The 23,802-nt window shown below is 55.1% G+C and carries 37 protein-coding genes and 3 tRNA genes; 30 read left to right on the top strand and 10 right to left on the bottom strand.

What is annotated here, in order from left to right; translation table 11 throughout:
- Positions 1–262: 262 nt before the first annotated feature.
- Positions 263–577: a hypothetical protein gene (locus ACK3CV_RS09600; RefSeq protein ID WP_033637956.1), complete on the top strand. Its 315-nt coding sequence runs from the start codon at positions 263–265 to the stop codon at positions 575–577.
- Between the two features lie 171 nt (positions 578–748).
- On the top strand, positions 749–1,180 hold the full coding sequence (locus ACK3CV_RS09605) for a hypothetical protein (protein WP_047568120.1): 432 nt from the start codon (positions 749–751) through the stop codon (positions 1,178–1,180).
- Positions 1,181–1,198: 18 nt separating this feature from the next.
- On the opposite strand, the gene ACK3CV_RS09610 is transcribed toward ACK3CV_RS09605, so the two are convergent.
- Complete coding sequence (locus ACK3CV_RS09610; RefSeq protein WP_033637958.1) at positions 1,199–1,540, bottom strand: GlpM family protein; 342 nt, start codon at positions 1,538–1,540, stop codon at positions 1,199–1,201.
- Between the two features lie 121 nt (positions 1,541–1,661).
- A complete protein-coding gene (locus tag ACK3CV_RS09615; RefSeq protein ID WP_004927950.1) occupies positions 1,662–1,886 on the bottom strand; it encodes a DUF2594 family protein in 225 nt (74 codons plus the stop codon).
- Positions 1,887–2,588: 702 nt separating this feature from the next.
- On the opposite strand from ACK3CV_RS09615, the gene uvrY reads away from it, so the two are divergent.
- From uvrY to ACK3CV_RS09645, 6 genes are all read left to right on the top strand, one after another.
- Positions 2,589–3,245 (top strand): UvrY/SirA/GacA family response regulator transcription factor, encoded by a 657-nt coding sequence (uvrY, locus tag ACK3CV_RS09620; RefSeq protein ID WP_004927947.1) that lies wholly within the window; start codon positions 2,589–2,591, stop codon positions 3,243–3,245.
- On the top strand, positions 3,238–5,070 hold the full coding sequence (gene uvrC / locus ACK3CV_RS09625; protein WP_033637959.1) for an excinuclease ABC subunit UvrC: 1,833 nt from the start codon (positions 3,238–3,240) through the stop codon (positions 5,068–5,070). Before uvrY ends, uvrC begins: the two co-directional genes overlap by 8 nt.
- Positions 5,071–5,128: 58 nt before the next feature.
- Positions 5,129–5,677: a CDP-diacylglycerol--glycerol-3-phosphate 3-phosphatidyltransferase gene (pgsA, locus tag ACK3CV_RS09630; protein ID WP_033637960.1), complete on the top strand. Its 549-nt coding sequence runs from the start codon at positions 5,129–5,131 to the stop codon at positions 5,675–5,677.
- Positions 5,678–5,821: 144 nt separating this feature from the next.
- A tRNA-Gly gene (locus ACK3CV_RS09635) sits at positions 5,822–5,897 on the top strand.
- Positions 5,898–6,571: 674 nt separating this feature from the next.
- Positions 6,572–6,645 (top strand) — tRNA-Cys (locus ACK3CV_RS09640).
- Between the two features lie 10 nt (positions 6,646–6,655).
- Positions 6,656–6,741 (top strand) — tRNA-Leu (locus ACK3CV_RS09645).
- A gap of 138 nt (positions 6,742–6,879) precedes the next feature.
- Here ACK3CV_RS09645 and ACK3CV_RS09650 read toward each other — a convergent pair.
- From ACK3CV_RS09650 to ACK3CV_RS09685, 8 genes are all read right to left on the bottom strand, one after another.
- Entirely contained in the window at positions 6,880–7,890 is a 1,011-nt protein-coding gene (locus ACK3CV_RS09650; RefSeq protein WP_489009830.1) for a tyrosine-type recombinase/integrase, read from the bottom strand.
- Positions 7,891–7,896: 6 nt separating this feature from the next.
- Positions 7,897–8,124: a DUF4224 domain-containing protein gene (locus tag ACK3CV_RS09655; protein WP_164096846.1), complete on the bottom strand. Its 228-nt coding sequence runs from the start codon at positions 8,122–8,124 to the stop codon at positions 7,897–7,899.
- 210 nt (positions 8,125–8,334) lie between these two features.
- Entirely contained in the window at positions 8,335–8,511 is a 177-nt protein-coding gene (locus ACK3CV_RS09660; protein WP_168166355.1) for a hypothetical protein, read from the bottom strand.
- Between the two features lie 41 nt (positions 8,512–8,552).
- Positions 8,553–9,053, bottom strand: coding sequence for a siphovirus Gp157 family protein (locus ACK3CV_RS09665; protein ID WP_060450649.1), 501 nt, complete (start codon positions 9,051–9,053; stop codon positions 8,553–8,555).
- Complete coding sequence (locus ACK3CV_RS09670) at positions 9,050–11,194, bottom strand: hypothetical protein (RefSeq protein ID WP_489009831.1); 2,145 nt, start codon at positions 11,192–11,194, stop codon at positions 9,050–9,052. The genes ACK3CV_RS09665 and ACK3CV_RS09670 overlap by 4 nt, the downstream gene beginning before the upstream one ends.
- Positions 11,195–11,243: 49 nt before the next feature.
- A complete protein-coding gene (locus tag ACK3CV_RS09675) occupies positions 11,244–11,522 on the bottom strand; it encodes a hypothetical protein (RefSeq protein WP_047568258.1) in 279 nt (92 codons plus the stop codon).
- A 10-nt stretch (positions 11,523–11,532) separates the two neighbouring features.
- On the bottom strand, positions 11,533–11,847 hold the full coding sequence (locus ACK3CV_RS09680; protein WP_060706621.1) for a hypothetical protein: 315 nt from the start codon (positions 11,845–11,847) through the stop codon (positions 11,533–11,535).
- A 556-nt stretch (positions 11,848–12,403) separates the two neighbouring features.
- Positions 12,404–12,862, bottom strand: coding sequence for a helix-turn-helix domain-containing protein (locus ACK3CV_RS09685; protein ID WP_060433357.1), 459 nt, complete (start codon positions 12,860–12,862; stop codon positions 12,404–12,406).
- 109 nt (positions 12,863–12,971) lie between these two features.
- Between ACK3CV_RS09685 and ACK3CV_RS09690 the strand changes: the two genes are divergently transcribed.
- The 22 genes from ACK3CV_RS09690 (at position 12,972) to ACK3CV_RS09795 (ending at position 23,791) form a co-directional block, all read left to right on the top strand.
- Complete coding sequence (locus ACK3CV_RS09690; RefSeq protein WP_072269162.1) at positions 12,972–13,205, top strand: helix-turn-helix domain-containing protein; 234 nt, start codon at positions 12,972–12,974, stop codon at positions 13,203–13,205.
- Between the two features lie 60 nt (positions 13,206–13,265).
- Positions 13,266–13,718, top strand: a complete 453-nt coding sequence (locus ACK3CV_RS09695) for a toxin YdaT family protein (protein ID WP_489009832.1) — start codon at positions 13,266–13,268, stop codon at positions 13,716–13,718.
- Between the two features lie 24 nt (positions 13,719–13,742).
- Positions 13,743–13,961, top strand: coding sequence for a hypothetical protein (locus tag ACK3CV_RS09700; protein WP_047568246.1), 219 nt, complete (start codon positions 13,743–13,745; stop codon positions 13,959–13,961).
- A 2-nt stretch (positions 13,962–13,963) separates the two neighbouring features.
- Entirely contained in the window at positions 13,964–14,683 is a 720-nt protein-coding gene (locus tag ACK3CV_RS09705) for a helix-turn-helix domain-containing protein (RefSeq protein ID WP_489009833.1), read from the top strand.
- Complete coding sequence (locus ACK3CV_RS09710) at positions 14,680–16,053, top strand: replicative DNA helicase (RefSeq protein ID WP_489009834.1); 1,374 nt, start codon at positions 14,680–14,682, stop codon at positions 16,051–16,053. The genes ACK3CV_RS09705 and ACK3CV_RS09710 overlap by 4 nt, the downstream gene beginning before the upstream one ends.
- A gap of 44 nt (positions 16,054–16,097) precedes the next feature.
- The gene (locus ACK3CV_RS09715) at positions 16,098–16,520 is read left to right on the top strand and encodes a hypothetical protein (RefSeq protein ID WP_060433367.1); all 423 of its coding nucleotides are present in this window, start codon (positions 16,098–16,100) and stop codon (positions 16,518–16,520) included.
- A gap of 3 nt (positions 16,521–16,523) precedes the next feature.
- Positions 16,524–16,769 (top strand): hypothetical protein, encoded by a 246-nt coding sequence (locus ACK3CV_RS09720; protein ID WP_269619471.1) that lies wholly within the window; start codon positions 16,524–16,526, stop codon positions 16,767–16,769.
- Positions 16,770–16,875: 106 nt separating this feature from the next.
- Complete coding sequence (locus ACK3CV_RS09725) at positions 16,876–17,421, top strand: hypothetical protein (protein WP_489009835.1); 546 nt, start codon at positions 16,876–16,878, stop codon at positions 17,419–17,421.
- On the top strand, positions 17,418–17,600 hold the full coding sequence (locus tag ACK3CV_RS09730; protein ID WP_060706479.1) for a hypothetical protein: 183 nt from the start codon (positions 17,418–17,420) through the stop codon (positions 17,598–17,600). The genes ACK3CV_RS09725 and ACK3CV_RS09730 overlap by 4 nt, the downstream gene beginning before the upstream one ends.
- Positions 17,597–18,019 carry a hypothetical protein gene (locus ACK3CV_RS09735; RefSeq protein WP_060706478.1) on the top strand — a complete coding sequence of 141 codons (423 nt, stop codon included), beginning with the start codon at positions 17,597–17,599 and terminating at the stop codon, positions 18,017–18,019. Before ACK3CV_RS09730 ends, ACK3CV_RS09735 begins: the two co-directional genes overlap by 4 nt.
- On the top strand, positions 18,003–18,428 hold the full coding sequence (locus tag ACK3CV_RS09740; RefSeq protein WP_060706477.1) for an HNH endonuclease: 426 nt from the start codon (positions 18,003–18,005) through the stop codon (positions 18,426–18,428). Before ACK3CV_RS09735 ends, ACK3CV_RS09740 begins: the two co-directional genes overlap by 17 nt.
- Positions 18,421–18,621 carry a hypothetical protein gene (locus tag ACK3CV_RS09745; protein ID WP_060706476.1) on the top strand — a complete coding sequence of 67 codons (201 nt, stop codon included), beginning with the start codon at positions 18,421–18,423 and terminating at the stop codon, positions 18,619–18,621. Before ACK3CV_RS09740 ends, ACK3CV_RS09745 begins: the two co-directional genes overlap by 8 nt.
- Entirely contained in the window at positions 18,618–18,884 is a 267-nt protein-coding gene (locus tag ACK3CV_RS09750; RefSeq protein ID WP_060706475.1) for a MazG-like family protein, read from the top strand. Before ACK3CV_RS09745 ends, ACK3CV_RS09750 begins: the two co-directional genes overlap by 4 nt.
- Positions 18,881–19,513 carry a hypothetical protein gene (locus ACK3CV_RS09755; protein ID WP_489009836.1) on the top strand — a complete coding sequence of 211 codons (633 nt, stop codon included), beginning with the start codon at positions 18,881–18,883 and terminating at the stop codon, positions 19,511–19,513. Before ACK3CV_RS09750 ends, ACK3CV_RS09755 begins: the two co-directional genes overlap by 4 nt.
- 1 nt (position 19,514) lies before the next feature.
- The gene (locus ACK3CV_RS09760; protein WP_489009837.1) at positions 19,515–19,904 is read left to right on the top strand and encodes a hypothetical protein; all 390 of its coding nucleotides are present in this window, start codon (positions 19,515–19,517) and stop codon (positions 19,902–19,904) included.
- A 162-nt stretch (positions 19,905–20,066) separates the two neighbouring features.
- Complete coding sequence (locus tag ACK3CV_RS09765; RefSeq protein ID WP_474340994.1) at positions 20,067–20,258, top strand: hypothetical protein; 192 nt, start codon at positions 20,067–20,069, stop codon at positions 20,256–20,258.
- A 69-nt stretch (positions 20,259–20,327) separates the two neighbouring features.
- Positions 20,328–20,927: a DUF1367 family protein gene (locus ACK3CV_RS09770; protein WP_435948830.1), complete on the top strand. Its 600-nt coding sequence runs from the start codon at positions 20,328–20,330 to the stop codon at positions 20,925–20,927.
- Positions 20,928–20,935: 8 nt separating this feature from the next.
- On the top strand, positions 20,936–21,241 hold the full coding sequence (locus ACK3CV_RS09775) for a Ref family recombination enhancement nuclease (protein WP_489009838.1): 306 nt from the start codon (positions 20,936–20,938) through the stop codon (positions 21,239–21,241).
- A gap of 137 nt (positions 21,242–21,378) precedes the next feature.
- Complete coding sequence (locus ACK3CV_RS09780) at positions 21,379–21,804, top strand: antiterminator Q family protein (protein ID WP_197816744.1); 426 nt, start codon at positions 21,379–21,381, stop codon at positions 21,802–21,804.
- A 582-nt stretch (positions 21,805–22,386) separates the two neighbouring features.
- Positions 22,387–22,731 (top strand): phage holin, lambda family, encoded by a 345-nt coding sequence (locus tag ACK3CV_RS09785; protein WP_013813177.1) that lies wholly within the window; start codon positions 22,387–22,389, stop codon positions 22,729–22,731.
- A gap of 5 nt (positions 22,732–22,736) precedes the next feature.
- Positions 22,737–23,348 (top strand): glycoside hydrolase family 19 protein, encoded by a 612-nt coding sequence (locus ACK3CV_RS09790; RefSeq protein WP_489009839.1) that lies wholly within the window; start codon positions 22,737–22,739, stop codon positions 23,346–23,348.
- Complete coding sequence (locus tag ACK3CV_RS09795; protein WP_489009840.1) at positions 23,345–23,791, top strand: lysis protein; 447 nt, start codon at positions 23,345–23,347, stop codon at positions 23,789–23,791. The genes ACK3CV_RS09790 and ACK3CV_RS09795 overlap by 4 nt, the downstream gene beginning before the upstream one ends.
- Positions 23,792–23,802: the final 11 nt, after the last annotated feature.

A 23,802-nucleotide genomic window follows, 5' to 3' on the forward strand; every position in this document is an offset into this window, starting at 1 on the left:
AATAATATGCAGGCTAAGCATGTTCTTAGCTGGTTTGAATATTATCTTTATTTAGGATATTTACCCATGCCAAGGATTTAATTCTCGGTATTAATACCCTATTTTTTTATTTCTGTTTTTTTAATGGGGTTTTATTTTCGGATTTTATCCAGAAGAGAATTTTTAGTTACAGGGAATTCATTTGCATTTTAATTTTGGATTTTTTAAATTCAGTTCAGAGGAAGGATAACCGTTCGCGACAGCTACAAAAAAGGAGTTTATTTTGTCAGGGATAAAGAAAACGCCTGAAAGTCATGACGGTTTACCTGCACCATCAGAGGATTATGATACTTTTAAGCACCTCTCCGATGTTGGCTCCGTGTTGGGATATGGGCGAACTCGCTTTTATCAGTGGTGCCGTAGCCGCGGATTCCTAACTCCGATGAACGTTCCGTCTCATGAAATGATCGCCCTGGGATATATGGTGGCGGTGTTATCAGAGACCGGCCATACCCGGGTTTACGTCACGCAGGATGGTTTCAGTTACGTCAGTGGCGCTTTTGCTGCAGATATCCAACGTGGCATGATCAAGTTTTAAATCTGCAAGAATCGCCTTTATTTCAATGGCTTTAATGCAGAATCTTCTTATCCCTGCAGGTTCGTGGGAGGAGTGGGAAGTTATCCGATTTTTTCGTCTCTGCGGTATGAATGCTACTGGAGACAGCTATTCTCTTGTTACGATAAGCATTATTTTCTTCAGGAGCCAAGGATGAAGCATTACGCCGCGTTGTTATTTGCCTCTGCACTGTTGACGGGATGTGCGACCCAAGCCGTGCCGCCGCAACAGGCTGAGTTGCCCCCCCCAAGCCGTCTGATGCTCTATCAGAATATCCCGGATACGCCTTACGCCACGGTGGTGGTGGTGCGCGACAGCGGAATGCTGGCGGGCAGCTGCCGCACCGGCGTCTATGTGAATGGGGAGTTTGCCGCTTCGCTGGAGGCGAAAGAAAAAGCAGAGTTTCGCGTGCCGCCAGGCAATGTTTCGGTCAGTATCGGGCAAGATATGATCGAGAATCACCTGTGTATTTGGCGTGAGACCGGCGGCAGTATACCGATGACGCTACGCGCCGGTGAAAGCCGCTATCTGCGTATCGCCGGCGATCGGCAGCGTGGCTTTGTTTTGCAGGCGGGGCGACCGTAATCTGCCCTGGCAAGGGCGTTAACGCCCTTGCCACCATCCCCACAGCGTAATGAGTAGCCACGCTGCCGCAATCCAGCACAATACCGCCGCCCCCAGAGCCAACGACAGCCGCAAACTGTTGATCAGGAAATACAGCGAGATCAAATACACCAGGTAGGGCAGCACCGCCCACATGCCAAAAATCAGCGTGGTTTTCAGCGCCGCAATGGAACGCTCGTTGCCGACAATGTAATGCGCAATCAGGGCGAAAGTGGGAAAGAGCGGGACTAAACCGGCGATATAATAGTTGCGCGTTTTGGCCAATAGGCCGATCAGAACCACGACCAGCGCGCCGATCAGCGCTTTGACAAGGATGGCCATAACGGTCTCGGGTGTGGGGGAAAGTCAACACACTGCCCGAAAGCACGTGCAAGATCAATGGGGTGTGGCGTAGCGCGGTGAAAAGCAGACCCACAAGAAGTGCGGGTCTGGGACGCAACGCTTACTGACGGTAAGCGTGCTTGATTTGCTGAATGCTGTTCTTGAAGATTTCCGCCTGGGTAGGATCTTCAATCTGGGCGATGAAACGTTCCATGTTGATGATGACTTTCCCGGCGTCGGCCTGGCCGATCGACTTCAAGATCAGCGTCAGCGTAGCTTTGAGGCAGGCAACCTCGGTCGCCAAGATTTCCGGGTTTGCAGACGTAGTGAAATCAACGTTGCTCATTTTCTCTCCTGATTTTTTGAGGCCGTAGCCTGATACAAGCTGCTTTGGCACACCACGCGCGGGCTAAACGTTGCCCCGCGCGCAGCGGCGAATTTAACTGGGCGCGGAGTATAGCATAGCATGCGTCCGTCATCTGCACCGGGCTTGCTCCGGTCATGCGGGTGGGCAACGTTCGCTCATTGCCATGCTGAATCATCCGCTGTCGGCCAGTTATTTCGAGGTGGTTAACAAGTATTTGTCCGGCACGTTATTGTTGAACAATGGGGGGGATTATAATTATTTGGGCGGGGAACACCGATTTTACCGGCGTTTGCCGAGAATAATAGTTCGAACGCGGCTTGCCAAACCCACGTTGGCGGCGGATTTTGTTACGCCTTTAAATATCAAATGATTACAAACAGCCAACGGCCGTGTTAATATTATGCATGTCGCGATTGCTTACACAGATTTCTCACGCGCAACATGATTGCCGCGCTATCCTGTGTTTGGTGCAGCGCCGCGCAATTATTTTCGTCGTCCGATCTTTTCCAACGTGACGATTTATCGGCGGCATAGACGGCTAAAATTGAAAAATCAGCTCTGCTCCGCAAAGTTATTCGAAAGTATGTATTAATCTGTGTTCATTCTTGTCTGAAAAACAAGTAATATCTCTGGCGAAAACAGAGGCCGATTGCGTTACTCCCTTTTTTTGGAGATTTTTCCTTGATTAGCGTTCTTCTTGTTGATGACCACGAACTGGTGCGCGCAGGGATACGACGCATTCTTGAAGATATCAAAGGTATAAAAGTTGTCGGTGAGGCTCAGTGCGGTGAAGACGCCGTAAAATGGTGCCGTGGCAACGCTGTCGATATCGTGCTGATGGACATGAATATGCCGGGCATTGGCGGGCTGGAAGCCACGCGCAAGATTGTGCGTTATGCACCCGACGTCAAAGTCATCATGTTGACCATCCATACTGAAAATCCTTTGCCCGCGAAGGTGATGCAGGCGGGTGCCGCCGGTTACCTGAGCAAGGGCGCCGCGCCGCAGGAAGTGATTAACGCCTTGCGTTCCGTGCATGCGGGGCAGCGCTATATCGCGTCTGATATCGCCCAGCAGATGGCCCTGAGTCAGCTGGAGCCGCAGGCTGAAACGCCGTTCAGCTGCCTGTCTGAACGCGAGTTACAGATCATGTTGATGATCACCAAAGGCAAAAAGGTGAATGAGATCTCGGAGCAACTGAGTCTCAGCCCGAAAACGGTGAACAGCTACCGTTACCGCATGTTCAGCAAACTGAATATCAGCGGCGACGTCGAATTGACTCACCTGGCCATCCGACATGGATTGTTCAATGCGGAGACGTTGTTAAGCAGTGAATGACCGTTTTGATGCCAAAGCCTTCCTGAGTACCGTCACTAGCCAGCCCGGCGTCTACCGTATGTACGACGCCACGGGTACGGTGATCTACGTCGGTAAAGCCAAAGACCTGAAAAAGCGTCTCGCCAGCTATTTTCGGCAGCAGGTCAGTAGCCGTAAAACCGAGACGCTGGTTAAAAATATCGCGCAAATAGACGTAACGGTTACCCACACCGAAACGGAAGCGCTGCTGTTGGAACATAACTACATTAAATTGTACCAACCGCGATATAATGTTCTTTTGCGAGACGATAAATCTTACCCGCTGATTTTTCTCAGTGCGGATACCCATCCCCGTTTGGCGGTGCATCGCGGCGCCAAACACGCCAAGGGCGAATATTTCGGGCCTTTTCCCAACTCTTACGCCGTACGCGAAACGCTGGCGCTGCTGCAGAAGCTGTTCCCGATCCGCCAGTGCGAAAACAGCGTATATCGCAACCGGTCGCGCCCGTGCCTGCAGTATCAGATCGGCCGCTGTCTGGGGCCTTGTGTTGCCGGCCTGGTGAGCGAAGAAGAATACCGGCAGCAGGTGGACTACGTACGGCTGTTTCTTTCGGGCAAAGATCAGCAGGTATTGCACCAGCTGATTGCGCGTATGGAAGAAGCCAGCAAACTGCTTAATTTCGAAGAGGCGGCGCGCATTCGCGATCAAATTCAGGCCGTGCGCCGCGTCACTGAGCGGCAGTTCGTGTCGGGCGACAGCGACGATCTGGACGTGATCGGCGTGGCGTTCGATGCCGGTATGGCGTGCCTGCACGTGCTGTTCATCCGTCAGGGCAAGGTGCTGGGCAGCCGCAGTTATTTCCCTAAAGTGCCGGGCGGCACGGATATGGGCGAAGTGGTGCAGACCTTTGTCGGTCAGTTCTATCTGCAGGGCAGCCAAGCGCGCACGCTGCCCGGTGAGATCCTGCTGGATTTCAGCCTGCCGGAAAAAGACCTGCTCGCGGAGTCGCTCTCCGAGTTGGCGGGGCGCAAGATCCAAATTCAAAGCAAACCGCGCGGCGACCGCGCCCGTTATCTGAAGCTGGCGCGTACCAACGCGGCAACGGCGTTGACCACCAAGCTTTCGCAACAGTCGACTATTCATCAGCGGCTGGCGGAATTGGCCAAGGTGCTGAATCTGACGGAAATCAACCGCATGGAGTGCTTTGATATCAGCCACACTATGGGCGAACAGACCGTGGCTTCGTGCGTGGTGTTCGACGGTAACGGCCCGGTGCGAGCGGAGTATCGGCGCTACAATATCAGCGGCATCACTCCCGGCGATGACTACGCGGCGATGACGCAGGTGCTGAAGCGCCGTTACGGCAAGGCGCTGGAAGAGAAAAAGATCCCGGATGTCATCTTTATCGACGGCGGTAAAGGGCAGCTCGGCATGGCGATCGACGTCTTCAAATCGCTGAACGTCACCTGGGACAAGAATAAGCCGCTGCTGATTGGCATCGCCAAAGGCGCCGATCGCAAGGCCGGATTGGAAACGTTGTTCTTCGTGCCGGAAGGCGAGGGGATTTCGCTGCCGCCGGATTCGCCGGCGCTGCATGTGATCCAACACATCCGCGACGATTCGCACAATCATGCGATTACCGGCCACCGGCAGAGAAGGGCGAAAGTCAGAAATACCAGCGCATTGGAGCTGATTGAAGGCGTAGGGCCGAAACGGCGCCAGGTGCTGTTGAAGTATATGGGCGGACTGCAACCTTTGTTGAACGCCAGCGTGGAGGAAATTGCAAAAGTGCCGGGTATTTCACAAGCATTGGCAGAAAAGATCTACAATGCATTGAAACACTGAGGGCAATGTAGCAACATACTCTTAATTTCCACTCTAGCCAGATAGTTACCGTAGCATTATGCAATTGAATATACCGACTTGGCTTACCCTGTTTCGCGTAGTTCTGATCCCATTCTTTGTGCTGGCGTTTTATCTGCCGTTCAACTGGGCTCCGATGGTTTGCGCCGTTATCTTTGTGTTCGCCGCCGTCACCGACTGGTTTGACGGCTTTCTGGCACGCCGCTGGAAACAAACGACGCGCTTCGGGGCGTTTTTGGATCCGGTCGCAGACAAAGTGATGGTGGCGGTGGCGCTGGTGCTGGTGGCGGAGCACTACCACAGCTGGTGGATCACGCTGCCGGCGGCCACCATGATCGCCCGTGAAATCATCATTTCGTCGCTGCGCGAGTGGATGGCGGAAATTGGCAAGCGCAGCAGCGTGGCGGTATCCTGGATCGGCAAAGTGAAAACCATGGCGCAGATGATGTCGCTGGTGGGTTTGCTGTGGCGGCCGGATCGCTCCGTAGAGTATGTGGCGATTGGCTTGCTGTATATCGCGGCGGTGCTGACTTTCTGGTCGATGTTCCAATATTTGAAAGCGGCGCGCAACGATCTGCTGGAACCGTGATCGATACGCTGCAAAAATCGGCAAACGATCGTGATGAGCCAACAATTTTATTGACTCATCACGTCAGGCAAGTAGAATGCATCGCATCAGACGACAACGATGAATTGCCGAAAGATAGCAAATAAATCAGTCAGTTCTGGTAATGCGGGAATAGCTCAGTTGGTAGAGCGCAACCTTGCCAAGGTTGAGGTCGCGAGTTCGAGCCTCGTTTCCCGCTCCAAACATTATCCTGTTGAATCCCCGTGATTCGGCAGGTAAGCGAAAAGGGGCTTCGGCCACTTTTTCGTTTTCTATTCCTTTGCCGTCCGGTGAAACCCTTCTTCATCCTGCTACCTCGATTATTGCCACTATATCTCCTGTCGTTTTCATACCCCAGGATGCATCCGTTGCATGGTGCAATCAGGCACATTTGATTGGGCGCCGTACGGTGTACAATCTGAAGTCAGTTTCCAGCCTTGCAGTTGCGTTGGCCGTTCGGGGCAGCGGCACCGGAGATTCATGATAATGTTATGCCTGATATCCCATCACCATAAGCAAGTGAAAAGCCGCAGAGGGCGCGGGTAAGCGATTCCTGCTGAGAAAAAAGATCCGATTTGCCCGTGAATCCCTGAACCGATGCATATAAAATCAACATTCCGCTTGCCTTTCCGTTGGCATTGTGAACAGTGCGCCCACAAAATAAGCAGTTGAAAGCGTTAGAGAACTTTTTGCTATTTCGGGGGGTTGCCAAGGTGGGGGGTTTAGTCCATAATGCAGTCCATCGATTCGGCGGTAACGAAATAAATTACTTAAGAATCAGATGATTAAGATAAGCGATTTCAACATCGCCGATCAAAAGAACAAAACGAAGTGGGTGAATCACCGGCTTTGGCCTGAAAAGGCAAACAGAATAAAGGCGCGTTAACAAAGCGGTTATGTAGCGGATTGCAAATCCGTCCAGTCCGGTTCGACTCCGGAACGCGCCTCCAACTTTCCCGAGCCCGGGTGGTGAAATCGGTAGACACAAGGGATTTAAAATCCCTCGGCTTATGGCTGTGCGGGTTCAAGTCCCGCCCCGGGTACCAGGGAACGAAAATACCGAATAATCAAAGCAATAAGTAGTAATGTCGTAGACCGCCGAGAGGCGGTTTTTTTGTTTCTGTACCCCCATTCCTAACATCGTTCCTAACATCGTTTCTACCCTATGCGCGCGCACTGAATAATTACTGCCCGCCGACCACCGGCACAATCTTGGTTTTTCTGTCGTATCTTGCTGTTTGGCTGATGCTCTTGTGTCCTGAGATCGCCTGCTTCTCGGTGAGTGATCCCTCCAGATCAGAAATGCCTTTGGCTTTAAGATCATGGAAAGTGAAATCAAAACTCAGCTCCGGGAACTCGGCGGCAGCTCGCTCCCTGGCGGCCTGCCAGCGGCTATTAAAACCATCCCGCGTATATCGGTGCCCTCGAGGCTGGTGTAGAACGTACATGCTCACCACGCCATCCTTTAGCGGCAGGCTGGCGGCGAGGTTAACCGCCGATTTAAGTCGGGCAGTCCATGCCTTGATCTGTTTCTTGCCTGTTTTTCCCTGCTTGATAAAAATCCCCTCCGGCAACAGCTGAGATTTTGACAAAGTCAGCAGATCGCCTTGTCGGGCGCAGCAAAGATAAGCCAGCTCCATCGCTGCCTGTACGAGGGGCGGGGAAACCGAATACAGCGCGCTATATTCCTGATCGGTGATATACCGTTCCCGCTCATTTTCTTTGAACTGCTTCACGCCCTTGCACGGATTCATCTTTACCATGCCGCGCTCGTATGCCCATCTGAACACGCGAGACATGAATGATTTTTCGCGATTCGCCTGGGTGGTGCTCTTTACGCCGCGCTTGTCCATGTATTGGCGGATGTGCTGCGGCTTGATCTCATCAGGTAGCATTTTCCCGAACACCGGTAGCACCTTGTCTGAATACTTTCGGTAGTCCTTCTGCGTTTCAGTGCTCAGGTTGGCGAAATCAGCTGATCCAAAAAAGTCTTCAACCAGAAAATTGAAGGTTCGCTTTTTCTGTGCGCCGGCGTTTTCTTCCTCAAACCTCGCCCATACCAGCGACAGCGGCGAATCCAATGCGCAAAGCGAGATTGAGCCGCCACCGGCCGGATGAAACTCGTATTGTGTTTTGCCGCGGTAAACGCGCTTTGGCAACGCGTTGTCTGCTGCATTTTTCCTTTTACCTGCCATGATCCCTCACATCGCATCAAAGTTAGGCGTGTTCTCTTCCGTGACGGTCGGCGCCAGGCATCCGGATAGCGCCGCGTTAACGTGAGCCCATGTTACCCTTGGGCGCCCGTCCCGGCGTTTGATGAAAGATATGCCAGCGCGGGCGAGCGCCTCGCATTGCTTTGACGGATATTTATACCCGGTCATCTCGATCAGCTCCTCGTCGGTCATCAGTTCGTTGTTGTTGGTGCTCATGGTCTTTCCCCGTTATGCGGGCGATTACGTCGTCGGTCACACGACACGCCCGGGTGATATCGTCATCGCCCAGCGTCGCTTTTCTGACGCTGGCAGACAGCCGGCCAATCTTGATATCGAAATCAGAGAGTAGGCGGGCGCCTGGTTGCCATGGTTGCATTGCTGTTCCCCGTTGTGTGGTTTCCAACAATGCAAACATGGCGGCAGTGGTTATTTCTGATTTGGCGTAATCGGTTTTTTAAAGGCCTCTTTCTCGCGCGTCAGGCGTACAGACTGCGGGAAATGGAAAGCCAGCTCACCGCGGCTCTCGGCCTCAATGATTCCGGTGGTTCCGTCGGGGAAGGTCACGTGCACCGCATCGCCTTTGGCCAGGTACATTCTCAGCATGGGAGATCCTCAGTATTGGCCCCGTTGCCGGGGCCGGGTGATTACCGCACCTGCAGCGATGGCTCGCCGATTTCGATATGCGCGCCTTTGACCTCCACGCCGTTTTCGATCGCCTCTTTGATGGCTTTCTTGTCCGGCGCTACCACGGTTTGCACAGTCACCAGTTCATCCGGTAGCAGGTCGGCATTGTCGACCACCACGTTGGCAGAGCCTTTGCGCGCCGTGAACGTATTTGCGGTGGTTTTAATGGAGCCCTGGCCGCTGGCCAGCAGGCACGCCAGCACATACTTGCGGATCGACTTGGCGCGGTTCTCGAATGATTTTTTGCGGTCGGTCAGGCGTTTGATTTCCGCCGCCAGCGTGTCGGCTTGCCCCTCGATATTACGAACGTGGATAAAAGCCGCGTCCAGTTTGTCGCCGAGCGCCCCCTCGATACCCTCCAGCGTGTCGGCGATCATCTCCGGCGTCAGATCGTCGGAGGTTTCGATCAGCTCCTGAAACTTGGCGTAATCAGCTGCTAATGCAATGGCGTTAATGCTCATGATGCTTTCTCCTCGGTCAGTGCGGCGATGCGTTCATCTTTCAGGGCGGTCAGTCGGCGCAGTCGGCCAGCCAGATATTGGGCAAACTCTTTATCGCCTTTGCCGTCGGCGGCCTTGCGATGGGCTTCAATCTCACGGGCGACAGAACCGTGAACCTTGGTTGCTTCATTCGCCGTAACCGCGCCTTTGAGTGTCTCGGCCACTTTCGCCAGATGCTCGTCCAGCTCTTCACGCATACGGGTTACGCCTTCGGCCTTCTCGCTGGCGTTCTTGAGCGCGAATTCTGCATCGTTCTCCTGCCGGTAGGTCAGATCGTCGTACAGGCCGAGGAACACGTCGGCGGAGAAGCCGAGTTGTGACAGGGCTTTTTTGGTGGCGTCTGTGAGAGACTTTTTCGGGGCTTCACCGTCGCTGAGTGGCCCGTTTTTGCTCTTGTAAACGTATGGCGTGCAGCCATAAGCGATCACCTCGCCAGTCTTACCGCTGTGCTTGTACCACAGGCGGATTTTCACGGTGTGGTTTACCTCACACAGATAACCGCCGGCGCCGTTCGGAATGATCTCTTGAATAAAGCTCCCGTCCTGCTGCTTCACCGGTCGCATGATTGGAGCGCCGTTATCGAAACGCTCTTCGATGATTTCTACCCCCCAGTTAATGCCCTGCGGCCCGAATACTTTGGTGGCCTGCATCACCATGTAGGTGCCGTTGATCGATGTGCCGCCGCCGTTATTGCTGAATGCCTTGGTAAACTTGGCGTCGGTCTTATAAACCCGGTTCCAAATGCCGAGGTTGTCGCCATCCTCTGCCGATTGCTCAGCGATAACCAGCTCAACCTGCGCGGCGCGCTGCTGGAAATCATCGGCTTTCAGCTGCTGCGCCAGCGCTTCGGCACGGTCGGCGTTTTCTTCCGCCTGCTGCAGTTGCGGGGATTTCTCCGCTGGCGCGTTGGCGTAAACGCCATAGCCCATCTGATCCAGTTGCTGCTTGGCCTGCGCCGCCGCTGCGTCGGTAACTTGCTGCTGCGCCACTTCCGTTTTTTCACCCTGATTTGAGGCGGCAGATTGCGCCGTGTCTGGATCCGCATGCTGCTCACCGCTGCCGATCAGACCTTCGATAGAGAAGCGGCCGCCGCCGAGGTTGGCCACCTCGACCGGCTTCTCGTCGCCCTTGCCATAGTTCGCCAGCTCGGCGCATGCAGGGTGACCAGCAAGACGGGATTTCACAAAGTGCAGGCGTTCGGCGTCGTCACTGATCAGCTTTAGGTTTTTCATGCCGTCGGAAATGATGCCGTGACGCAGGTCGGTTTCGACGTTGAGAATGCCGACGATCACCCGCAGCGTTTTGTCCCACGCGCGCCAGGCGTTATCGCGGTTGGCGATAATCTCTTTGGCGTTCTTCACGTCAGCCGCCTTCGCTTCTGCAGGATTAACGCCCATGATTGACAGTGCTGTGTGCATGCTCAGGGTGTTGTAGTCGGCCGCGCCGCCGGCATTGTCGGTGCTGGTGCTGGTGCTGGCTGGCGTCAGGTTTTCACGGTCGCGCGGATTATCCACCCAAGCCTGAGCAAACTCGACAACATCATCATGCGACGGCATATCATCCCCAAAGCTCTGAATGACAGCCTGCGCCAGCCGCAAAATCGCCTCGGGTGACATTGCACCGACCGTTTTTACCGACTGCAGACCAGTGATCAGGTCGCGCATGCCGGTATCGTCCGGGGTTTCTTCATCGTTGATGAAATCCGCAGCCATCGACAGTTGATGGTTATCGATCTCGGTGTTGCAGTACATGACGACGGCGGCGATCCGAATATCTGCAGGCTGCGCCATCAAATCGACCGGGCCGGCCGGCAATTCCGGCTCTGGCTCTTTTGGCGTCCACGCGTTGCCGTCGAACACGTTCTCAGCAGCAAACTTTTCATCGAACTGACCGACAGCCGGGCGAGGGTGGCCGGTTTGGTCTTCGACAGTTTTCGGATTGAAGAAGTTGTCGCCGCCCTCCGGGTAGGCTTCATACAGTTTTCCGGTGGCGATGCTTTCGGCCGCGCGCTTGTTTGGCGCTTCCAACGCGATCACCAGTGGCACAGCGCCGTTAACCTGAGCCTTTTTCTTAGGCTCAAAAAGTGAAATGTAGATAGGCATTCTTGGTCTTTCCTCTGCTAAAACGGCGCTGGTCAGGCGCCGGGGTGGGTTAAAACTTCTCGCGCGCTACGGCTTTCACGTTGTCGCAATACCAGCTGTAAAGCTCACGCTGGCGCTGCTGCAGGGTGTCAGGCGTCGCCATCATTACGGCCATCAGCAGGCGGTCGCGGGTGTCGGCGGCGTTGCCGTCGATGTAGGTGAAAACCTCGATCGCCTCGTCGGAATAGCCGTGCGTCGCCGCGGCTTCGAACTGATCGCGCTGGCTTGCTGGATCGACTCCATACCACAGCACCAGCTCTGATTTCAGGTTATCCATTTCGATATCCATGGCCGCGCCCTCAGTACGGGAGTTCGTCGGCTTCGATAGGGCAGTGCTCAATGCAAAGCAGCTGCTGCACCTGATCGTCGATCTCGGCAATGCGTTTGTAAGTGGCGTCGGCCAGACGGGCTTTTTCCAGCTGCAACGCTTCAACCTGTTTCCCGATGATGTCGATCGGTTCAGGCTGGTTAACGTCGATGTGGATTTGGCGGGTTTCCAGCAGGACATAACCACGGAATGACGTCATATCAGCGGTGGCAACCGCGAATCCTTCGGTCAGTGGGAAGGTTGTTGCATGGATAAACAGCGTGACGGGTATCTGTAGTGCTTTCATAGCGACTCCTGATATACTGCTTGCTGATCAGTAGCGCAAGCAGCTGGTCTTTCCTCTGCGTAGGGTTGGTCCCCTACGCAACCTGATGATTGGGTTGGTCCCCTTTCATCCATCTCCCCGAGATGTAAACTCGGGGTAATCAGCCCGCCTCGTGCGGGCTTTTTACTGCCTAAAATTTGGTGCCGGTCTTTCCCGGCCGTCAGGTCAGGGCTGGTCTTGCCCTCGGTCTTTCCTCGCGGGGTTCCCTCTTTTCGAGGGCTTCAGTTCTCACTGAAGGGTCTCACTTAATTCATTGCCTGCTGTGAAAAAACTGCCCGGCGAACCGGGCTAAATGTGACAACACAGCACGTTTACCTCTGGGATTCTTTGCCGCGTATCGCCCGGCTGGCGGAACATTTCTGAACAACCGCTGCAGGGTTAGTGCGCTGTTGATGGAATGAATATTAGTTTTGAGCATATTCAAGGTCAAGGAAAAAATAATACTAAAAATAATATTTTTGTTAGGGGTTTGAAAAATAAGGATAAAAAAATCCCGGACGTCCGGGATTTGGAGGGGTTACTGCTTTCTTGCTGCGAGAAGTTCTTCGAATAGACGATCAAAGCCTTTGGTTTTTTCTTTTAATTCAGATAAATGCCGATCTTTCTCGCTTTGCGGTAGACGCTCATACAGGTCTATGAGTTCTGAATATTCAGGCTTAAGTAATCTCCAGCCAGGGGCCGCGTAATCCTCGGTATGAGATCCTGATTTCCTGACGTAATTCATCATTTCAGCCAGGTCGGGGCGGATATCCTCCGGTTTAACACCAAGAAGAGCGGCAAACTTCAACGTGGCATCTGTATTTAGCGGTATGTTTCCGTTCAGGTAATGGCTAACTGTAGCCTGTGTGCTAAATCCAAGGGCGTCCGCCGCCTTCTCCTGGGTAAGGCGCAGGGTAATTTTTTTCTCGTCCCAAATCCTCTTGAGGCGACTTGCTGCCTCGATCTCAGCAGCGTCAAGCAGTGTCTTTTTTCTCATATTGCCAATGTTATTCGCAAAATTAATTATCAGCCAATCGCATTACTATTGACACATGGATATTATTAAAACTAATATTCGGGTAAGCCATAGACACTAGGAGCCGATCATGGATTTAAAGTCCTTTTTGAAAGATTCGGGCGTGAAGCAGAAAGAATTCGCCGCGCTCGTTGGTAAAACCCAAGGGTATGTAAGTCGCGTTGCAACGGGGGAATGCTTGTTGGGTGGCCCGGCAGTTTTGATATGGGCAGCAGCAACAAAATTCCAAGTTACACCTCACGACTTGCGACCGGATATTTATCCCAAACCGACAGATGGTTTGCCTGAACAGACAGCAGCTTAACAACCAACCCCACCGAAATCTGATTATGCGTAATCGGGTTCGAGCGACAGGAGACGCGAAGTGGAAAACATCGAGAAACTGAAAAACGAGATCGTGGGCTGGGCGGTGGAGCAGGGGCAGGAACACGTTGCCATCGAGATCACCCGCGCATGGTTCCAGCTCGGCGCCGACGGTGACCGGGTTCGGCTGTACCCGATCGAAGATGAAACCGGCGCCGCCGACTGGCGGGCGATAAATACCAACCGGCAGGCGATTTTTCGTCACATGCGCAGCGAGTCGAAAGCCGCACGCGAGAAAGTGGTTGAGCTGGCCGACGCCATGCTTGCCGCGCTGCCGGCGGAACGGCGCGCCAGGCTGGCCGGCCCGACTCAACAGTATTTGCTTTCGGTGGCCATACGTGAATTTGCCGCCGCGATTATCGCAATCCTGCTTGGCGCCTGTGACACGCCGCAGCGCATTGCCGGCGCACTTGTCGCCCTGCAGGAAACCCAGCGCCTGACCAGCGCCGCGTAAAAACTTTGTACCGAGGAAAGACCAATGCAAGCCAACCACATCACATACCGGAACGGCTGGCGCCTGAATGGCATGCCCGCCGACGCCGCAGAAATCAGACCGATATTTGAAGATCGCCAGGCTGCCGCGCATGCCGTCTGGGAACAATACGAGCAGGGCAAGGCTGCGCTGCGTGAAGAAAACTTATCGCCGGAGCAGTACCAGGACGCGTGCCGCCAGCTTGCAGACTCTCTGGGGATCTGATCATGAGCATGGAACTGATGGTGCGGGCCATGAAAATCAAAGTTGGCAACCCGCTGCGCAAATTAGTGCTGCTGAAACTGGCCGACAATGCCAGCGATCAGGGTGAATGCTGGCCGTCGGTGCCTTACATCGCTGAGCAGTGCGAAATCTCCGAGCGCTCGGTGCAAAATCACATTCAGCAGCTGGTCAAAGATGGGCTGGTGCGCATCGAAAAACGCCTGGCTGAGAACGGACTTAATCGCTCAAATGTTTACTACATCACCTTATCTGGCAGTGGTGCAAATCCTGCACCCTATGGTGCAGCTCCTGCACCAGGTGGTGAATCTCCTGCACCAGGGGGTGGTGCAGCTCCTGCACCCAGAATCAGTCAGTCTTTTGAACCAGTCAATGAATCACCCCCTAACCCCCTAGAGGGGGACGACGCTGGCGCGCCGGATAAGTCAAAAATTAAATATCAGGACGTGGCTGACGCCTACAACGAAATCCTTGGTGATCGGCTGCCGAAGGTGCAGGAACTGAACGACAAGCGAAAACGCCAAATCAAGCGCCTGCTGGGTGAGCTGCATGAACCGACCCTTGACGCGGTGAAAGCCTACCTTGAAACGTTCGCCGACACTGCCGGACCGTTTTACTTCGGCGACAACAACCGCGGCTGGCGCGCTGGGTTCGATTACCTGCTCCGCTCCGAAGTGCTGGTTAAAACCCGCGAGGGTTCGCTATGACGCCGCAGGAGATGGAAGCGACCGTGCTGAGCGGCCTGCTGGTTGGCGGTGCCACACCTGACGCGCTGGACGTAATTGCGACCATGCCCGAGGACGCTTTCAGCATCCGGTTTTACCGCGAGGCCTACCGGGAAATTAAAAAACAGGCGCTGACGCACGGTGTGATCGACGTGGTGCTGATCAGCGAGGCGCTCGGCGGCGATAGCCTGGCTTCGCTGGTGGAAGTCAGCCGCATGCCAGGCACGCTGGCCAACCTGAAAGGCTTCGCGACGCTGGCAACCAAGGGCTGGCGCAGCCGCCAAATGGCCACGCTGCTGCAAGATGGCGCCGATAGCATCCGCAACGCCAGAAACCAAGAGCAGCGCGACGCGGCGATCCAGTCGGCAGTAAGCAAGCTGATTGAAATGTCTGCCGATACCGGCGGCGTGGTGCCGGTGCACCTGGGCGAGCTGCTGGGCGGTTACATGGACTTGATGGATCGCCGCATGAATGGCGACGCTGAAATGCGCAACCTGCACAGCGGCATTGCTGAGCTGGACGCGATTACCGGCAGCTGGAACCCGCAAGATCTGATCGTTGTCGCCGGCCGCCCGGGTATGGGTAAAACCGAATTTGCGTTGAAGGTGATCGAGGGCGCTACGCGCGACGGCGGCGGGGCACTGATTTTCAGCATGGAAATGGCGGCGCTGCAGATGGTAGAGCGTTCAGTTGCCGGGGCCGGAAACCTGTCCGTGTCGAAGCTGCGCAAGCCGGAATCGCTCTGTGACGAGGACTGGGGGCGGATACACACGGCGCTCGAGGTGCTGAACAACCGCGACATCTGGATTGTTGACGCCACCGATCTCAACGTTGACCAGATCCGCGCTATAACCGAAACGCACAAACGCCGCTACCCGCACTTGGCGGTCGCCATGGTCGATTATCTGGGCCTGATCGCCAAGCCCAAAGCAGAGCGCAATGATCTGGCCATGGGCCATATTTCCCGCAGCCTGAAAACCATGGCCATGCGGAGCAAAACGCCGGTGCTGGCGCTGAGCCAGTTATCGCGGAAAGTCGATGATCGTCCGGTCACCGCCCGGCGGCCGACAATGTCCGACCTCAGCGAGTCCGGCAGGATTGAGCAGGACGCCGACAGCATCGTGTTGCTGTACCGTGACGGGTTTTATAACCCGGACGGACCGGCGGCGCGCTACGCAGAAATCATCGTTGGTAAAAACCGATTCGGCCCCTGTGGCACAGTTTACCAGGAGTTTAAAAACGGCCACTTCGTCGCCTGCGATCAGGTAGTGGCAGAGGAGGCAACCCGCATTCAGAAGGAGGCACAGCAACCCAAACCGAAAGAACGACGTTACGCGACAAAGCCATTTTAACCGGCGCCTGACCAGCGCTTGAAAGACCAAAACGAGGAAAGACCATGAGCACTATCAACGAAATGATCCGCGATAAGCGGTTTGTGATGGATGACGGCTGCGACCACCTGCCGGCCATCATGGACAGAATCAACCAGGCGGCCCGCGCCCGTTCCCGCGCGCCGTACTGCCCACCGCCGAAACCCCAGCGCGTCGCCCGGCCGGCAGCCGAATCCGGCCCGATCGTCAAAATCGGTGACCGTATCAGCTACGGCCGCCGGGTGATGACAGGTATCTACGAGCTGCAGCGCCTGGGGCGCTCTCCCGAAAGCATCGCGCTGATGCTCCGCATGCCCCTCGATCGGGTACTGCACATCCTGAAGCCTATAACGGCCGTACGCCGCGAGATACAGAAAAGCGTGGCAAGTGGGTTACCCCCACGTGAAAAAGACGTCATGCGCCGTCTGGCGGCCGAATCGAGGGCATAAACCATGGCTGGGCAATCGGACTATCTACCGCCCGGCCTGCCATTCAATCGAGGCGCCTGGACGCAGGAACAACGCGATTTAGAGCAGTTCGACCTGCGCGCCTGTGGCCTGGTTCGCGATTTATTCGCGAGGAAGATCACCCGCAACACTGTGCTGGTGGCGATTGAAGAGGCGCCGGAGCAATACCGGGAACATTTCAGAGCACGCCTGAATTACTGGCGTGATCGCAAAGAGGGGAAGGGACAATGACACATTTCAAAGGCTGGGCGATCAACAACCCGTGGGCGGCGCTTTTCTATGCATGCGCGATTTTCTGGGTTGCAGTAGCGGCGGCCGTCGCTTTGGCGGTGCTGTTATGAACGTTAAGTTGACAGAGATAAAAAACAACGGCACCCCATGGCTCAAAATTCCAGCAGATGGAAGCCAGATAACGTTCACAGGAAACGCAGATGAGGCGGCAAAGGAGTTTTTCAACGCCCTGATTCGAGTGCGTGACGGCTATATCTCAGCACTGAAGGCTGAGCGCGATGCGCAGCAGAAACGAGCCGATGAGCTGGCTGTGGAGAATCAGGCGCTGAAGGATGTGTTCGGCTCCGGGGAGGCAGTTGTTAACTTCCTCTCCATTGCTCTACGCCATACCAAGTATGACTGCATTGACCTTCCTGATGTGGCCCTGGCATTCAAAATGTCACTACCAGAAACCCCGGCCACCTCCGCAGCACTGGCAGCTATCGAAGCGCGAGCAAAGGTTGAGGCTATTGAGCTGCTTATCGGCAGAAAGAAAAGAGAGCTCGCCGATATGCATCCTGATACTCACGCCTTTGGTATGACATCTGCGCTCATTCGAAACCAGATCCGCTGCTTGGAATCATTCGCCACCGAACTGCGGGAGGCCAAATGAAAGAGCTCAACTTTGACCCAACCGATCCGGACAAGATGAAGCTTCCGGCGGGAAAGACGTGCGGAGACTGTGCGCACATTCGCCGGTGCAAGGCAATTTTCGGCCACGTTGAAACTGACACATATTGCGACTGGTCCCCATCGCGCGCGGTATTCATGGATAAGACGGAGGCCAAATGAAAGAGCGCCCAGTTATGCCAGCAAATGAACTGAAGGCGTTCAGCGTGCAAGCCGATGAGTTCGGTTGCATTCGATTCGCCAAAACGCATGTAGCAGCCCGTCGTGAAGGCGCAGCAGAACTTGATGTTGAGTTTGGCGATATCGTTTCGTGCCGCCGTGCACCGGAATTGGATAAGTACGCCGCTGTGGGTCACGTGCCATGGAAGGTACTTATCGAGGAGCATGGGTGGTCGCAGGAGTGCGGCTATTGCAATCGTCGTGTCTACGACGAAACCGAAGGTCGTGTTTTTGACGAGAAATGCGAGCAGGCATTCTGCGATATCGAATGCCAGGCACGCCATGAAAACGTGCTCATTGATATGGGGATTCGCCAGTTAGGTGACAGCGCTAGGGAGGTGGAGCGTGGCAAAGCTGACTAAGGCACAGCGCGCAGAGTTGCGGGAGAAGTTCGGCGGACGGTGCGCTTACTGCGGTTGCGTTCTGCCAGAGAAAGGCTGGCACGCCGACCACGTCGAACCGGTGATGCGTGAATCTGAGCAGGACATGGCGGCAGCAGCTAAAGGCCTGTTCAAGCTGAAGGCCACCGGCAAGGTCTGGCACGAAAACCGCGACTGCATAGAGAACCTTAACCCGGCTTGCGCGCCGTGCAACCTGTTCAAAACGACCTACAGCCTCGAGACGTTCCGCGAGCAGATAGCAGCCCAGGCGGAAAGAGCGCGGGCGTATAGCGTCAACTTCCGCACCGCTGAGCGCTTCGGTTTGGTGAACGTCGTCGATGCACCTGTCGTCTTTTGGTTTGAACGCTATCAGGAGTCCCAGCATGGCTAAGCGCGATGACCTCTTTAAGGTTGACGAGGTGTGGCAATCACCTCGCGGAACTCTCTACAAGGTAATGGCCGTTGATGGAAATCAGGCCACTCTGCGCCTTGGTTCGTTTGGCGATGGCCGAATCGTTCGTCGCTGGGTTTATCAAAATTACGGATGGAAGTTGTGGGCCGAGGCCCAGGAGAAAGCATTATGAGCAAGCATAGCGAACAAAAAGCTTTGAAATCGGTGTTGGCCGAAATGGATAGGCAAGATGCCAAATGGGGAGCTGACCGCGAGCACCATCCCTATGTCTGGTCGGCAATCCTGAGCGAAGAGGTCGGCGAGTTCAGCCAGGCCATTCTGCACGATGATTTTGGTGGCACCCACGCAAATACCGCGCGGGCGGAAATGGTTCAGGTAGCAGCCGTCGCCCTGCAAATCATCGAGTACTACGACCGTATGGGGTACCCAGAATGAATAAGCTGAGCGAACTGAGCAAACCGGTGGCGTGGAAACTACATCACCACGATCGTTACTACTTCGAAGAGAACGCAGATGTAGTGACTATCGCAGAAAGCATGGGGCAGGCAAAGGGCGACGCGGTCTACTCGCAAGAGTACGTCTCCGCCCTGAAACACGAATCCGCTGTTAACTGGGAGGCAGCGGCATCGCTGAACGTTGAAAATCAGGAGCTGAAAAAGCGCATCGCCGAGCTGGAACGCGCCAACACATCGCAGGACGATCACATCAATCAGCAGCAGGACAGAATCGATTCTCTGGAGAAAACAAACGCCAGTTTAGGTCAGCGGCTCGGTGCGGCAGAAAAGCGAATCATTGAACTAGATTATCTCCGGCTATCTGCCTGCGAGGTGTTCAAAGAAATCGGCAACGAGCTGGGCTGCAATCCCGACAACGAGTCGATCATGATGGCTATCGATGCGTTGAAAGAGCGGCTGGCTACGCCGGTGCGGTTGCCTGAGAAAGACGACTTGAGATTAGCCGGGGATGCATCGACAAAAGTCGTGATTAAGTTCCGCAACTCAGCAATCGATGAGTGCGCCGAAGCCATCCGCGCCGCTGGGTTCAAAATCGAGGGGGATGAGTAGGATGACTGAATTAATCAAGCCAACGAACAAAGGCCTGAACGATGGCGCTGTTGAATATCTGACGTCAGATGATTGCCGGTTTTTGGTTATGCGCGGCGACTATAACCGGGAGGCGCAGCCGGTGGCGTGGGAAATGCGCTACTGGAGCGACGGATACAACATCTGGGGAGACTGGGAGCGCATCACAGCAGAACAGCACGCAGAGATGAGCGTGAAGTTTGCGACGGACAACGATTACGAGTTTCGTGTGCTGTACGATGCACCGCCAGCGCCAGCAGTGCCGCCAGAAAAGAAACTACCTGAGCTGATGATGGCCTCTTACCATGAGGCTATCGGCTGGAACGCCTGCCGCGCCGCAATGCTGGCAGCAGTGTCGGAGGCGGGAAAGTGAAAAAAACAAAGGTCGCTTCGGTGGCCTTTTTCACACCTGCTGCCCAAAGCACTTTTTAGTGCTTTGGCCTTTTGTTTGACGAATAGCACAAAAATAACCACTGTTTATTTATACAGTATTCTGGTGCAATATACTTGCGGTACACAATAAAGAGATAGTTAATTGATTTATATTGAAGATTTGATTAAGTCATTGCCCAATACCGGAAGAGTAGTAATAACATGCGAAAAAGGCTCAATCACAGGCATTCGCATCGTTAAAGAAAATGAGCATATAGCATCATTTAACGCGTTGATTGATTTGGCAAAATCCGCAGGTTATTCAGTTGTTAGACCTGATGGAAACGCGCTATAATTAACGGGCTGGACTGAACACCCAGCCCGTTCGAATTCTGAGCAACTGCTGCGCCACAGGAGAAAGCCCATGGCGCAGTATTCGTTTGTAAAATCCGCGGGAAATTTGTTAGTGCCGGCCACCCCGGACGCGATCGAATTCCTGAAAACCAAAGTGAAGATCGGCGCCGTCCTGTATGCCGATTTTAGCCAGGCTCGCAACCCGGCATTTCACCGAAAATATTTCTCCCTGCTGAATCTCGGCTTCCAGTATTGGGAACCGACAGGCGGCGCCATATCGCCGACCGACAAAGAGCTGGTCACAGGTTACGTGAAATTCCTCGCGTATTACGCCGGGAATGAAAGCACGCTGCAGGCTGCCGCCGACGAATATCTGCAGGATGTGGCAGAAAAGCGCGCCGGAAATATCAGCGCCGCAAAATCGTTCGAGGCATTCCGCGCCTGGGTAACGATTCAATCCGGCCATTACACCGCATACCAGATGCCGGATGGCAGCGAGCGCAAAGAACCCCGCAGCGTATCGTTCGCCAAAATGGACGATATCGAGTTCGCCCAGCTCTACAAAGCCACTATCGACGTGCTCTGGAATTTCATTCTGTTCCGCTCGTTCCCAAATCAGCAGGCTGCAGAAAACGCCGCCTCCCAACTGCTCAGCTACACGACGGCATAGGGGGAACCATGGCGACCAAAGACGAAAAACAATGGTTATCCGACGTGGCAGATCTTGGCTGCGTCGTCTGCCGCAATCTGGGTTACGGCTCCTCCCCTGCAGAAATACACCATATCCGCACAGGGCAGGGAACAGCACAGCGCGCCACCCATAAGCAAACCCTCCCGTTATGCCCACCGCATCACCGCACAGGCGGCCATGGTGTAGCCATACACGCAGGAAGAAAGACATGGGAGAAGAATTACGGCTCTGAGCTGGAATTGCTCGATCAGGTTAATCGGGAAGTGGAGGAATTGCGCGAATGCAGAATTTAATCCTATCCCTAAGACCAGCAGGAAATAGCGAAAACTCACAGGACGACCAGCGGTGGAAAAGAACAAAATTCTGTTTCAGAAGAAGTTCAGAAACGGCATTCCAGGTTAAATGATTAGATTTGATGAGGTTGGAACGTATGCGCAGAAATATGCAAGAAGTTTTAGAACGGTGGGGCCGCTGGGCGATCAGCGAAGAAAAATGCACCTCGGTGGACTGGCCGGCGATGTCCGTCACGCCAGCGCGCCTTCCGATGGCAGGGGGCGGCAAATCGTGCAGCGATGACGACGGACTGATGATCGACGGCTGCATCGCCAAGTTGAAGACCGTACGCCAGGAGGATGAGATTTTGATGCTCGGCCTGCGCTACATAGCCCGCATGCCACAGCGCGACATTGCCGACGCTACTGGCGCATCCCGTTTGTTCGTGCGGCAGCGCCTGCAGGCCGCCGAGGACTTTGTTGAAGGTTGCCTGGCGATGCTCGACCTGCCGCTGGATATGGATCCTGAAGTGGTAGAAACAAAAATACTTGCGGGCGCCCAGAATCCTATGCTATACAGATAACGTGCAAGAGTTGTATATGCACACCGACCTCGTAAAACATGGCCTCGCTTCGGCGGGGCCTTGTCGTTTCTGCGCGGTGCAACAGGTAAGGGCACTCGGCCGGGCCGTGGGCCAAGCGCCACCCGCAAGGGAAAAGGGAGACGATAAGCCGTCTCAGGTCGAGTGCTCTTTCCGTTGTGCCACAAAAACCAGAAAACCTCTCAAAATAGCCGTTTCAGCCCTAAAATCGGCTATGCAAAATGCACCCTGTTTTATGCACGGGTTATGCAGTCCGTTTTCCGCCGTATTGCCCAGAAGATTGCACAAAACACGCAGCTCGCCGCGATCGCACGGTGAGTGCTGTTACGGCGGTGCGCGTAAGGTTCATTATGTTAAATAGACCCCAAAATCGATAATTTTCAATGCCGAGCGCCATCCGATTAACTTCGTGCTCCGAAGCAACGTAGGGGTTGGTGTCGGTGCCTTGGTGGATGGCGCTTCGCATTGAAAATACCTACTCACAGCCCTGGCTACCCGCCGGGGCTTTTTCGTTTCTGGAACCCGCCGAGCTGGCCGCGCGCCGGCAGGGGGAGGGGCATGAAAATGAACAACCCTCACAGCTGGCCCGACTGGATCGAGCTGCTGCAGTCCTGGTGGCGCGGAGAAACGCCTATCGGGGGTGTGCTTATGTCGATCACGATCACCATTCTGCGCGTTGCCTACACCGGCGGCGGCTGGCGCCAGATGCTGCTTGAAGGCGCGCTCTGCGGCGCGCTGACTTTGACAGCGGCGTCATGCATGGGGCTTATCGGCTTACCTCCGGCGGCGACTATCGCCCTGGGCGGCGCCATTGGCTTCATCGGCGTTGAGAAGGTGCGCGGCGTTCTGATCCGCGTGCTGAATCAGCGTTTCGGCGTCAGCGACGACAACAGCAAACCGCAGGCGTAATCACCATGACACAAGACCAATTCCAACAGGCGGCTGGCATCAGCGCTGAACTGGCCGCGCGCTGGTTCAAGCCGATCACCACCGCTATGGCTGAGTTCGGCATCACAACACCGGTGCAGCAAGCGATGTTCATTGCCCAGACCGGGCACGAGTCGCAGGGCTTCACCCGGCTGGCCGAGTCGTTCAACTACACGCCGGCGGCGCTGCTGACAACGTTCGGTAACCGCATTAGCCGTGACCAGGCGGCGATGCTCGGCCGCACAGCAGGTCACCCTGCGCGCCAGGAGGCGATCGCCAACCTGGTTTACCAGGGGCGCTACGGTAACAAGCTGCCGGGCGACGGCTGGAAATTCCGCGGCCACGGCCTGATCCAGATCACCTTCCTCGACAACCACAAAGCATGCGGCAAGGCGCTGGGCCTCGACCTGGTCGCCAACCCCGATCTGCTGATGGTCGATGTGAACGCCGCGCGCTCGGCGGGCTGGTACTGGCAAACGCGCAATATCAACCAGGTGGCGGCCGATGTCCGCGAAACCACCCGGCGCATTAACCCGGCGCTGCATGCTCTCGATCAGCGCACAACGCGCTACAACCGCGCTATTGCGGTGCTCGCATGAAATGGCCGTTACCGCATTGGCAGGCCGCTATCGTGGCAGTGGTGCTCAGCCTGCTGGCGTATTTCGCATATAGCAATCAGGCGCTGCGCCACGAACGCGACAAATTGCAAACGGCCAACAGCCAGCTGTCTGGCCAGCTCGACTGGCAGAACGGCACACAGCGCGCGGTGGCCGCAATCGACAAACACCGCACCCAGGAACTGAACGATGCCAAGAATCAAATCGATGTTCTGCAGCGCGCTGTTGACGCTGGCAATCTCCGGCTGCAGCTCGCCGCCACGTGCCCAACCACCGGCGCCGCCGGCGTGGCTAATGCAACCGGCCCCCGACTTACTGACTCCGCTCAACGGGATTATTTCCGTCTCCGAGAGCGAATCGAAACCGCCCGCAGCCAAATAGCAGGCCTGCAGGACTACATCCGCAACGTGTGTTTAGCGCCGTAGCGGTACACCAC

The sequence above is a fragment of the Serratia sp. TSO36 genome, assembly GCF_057808395.1.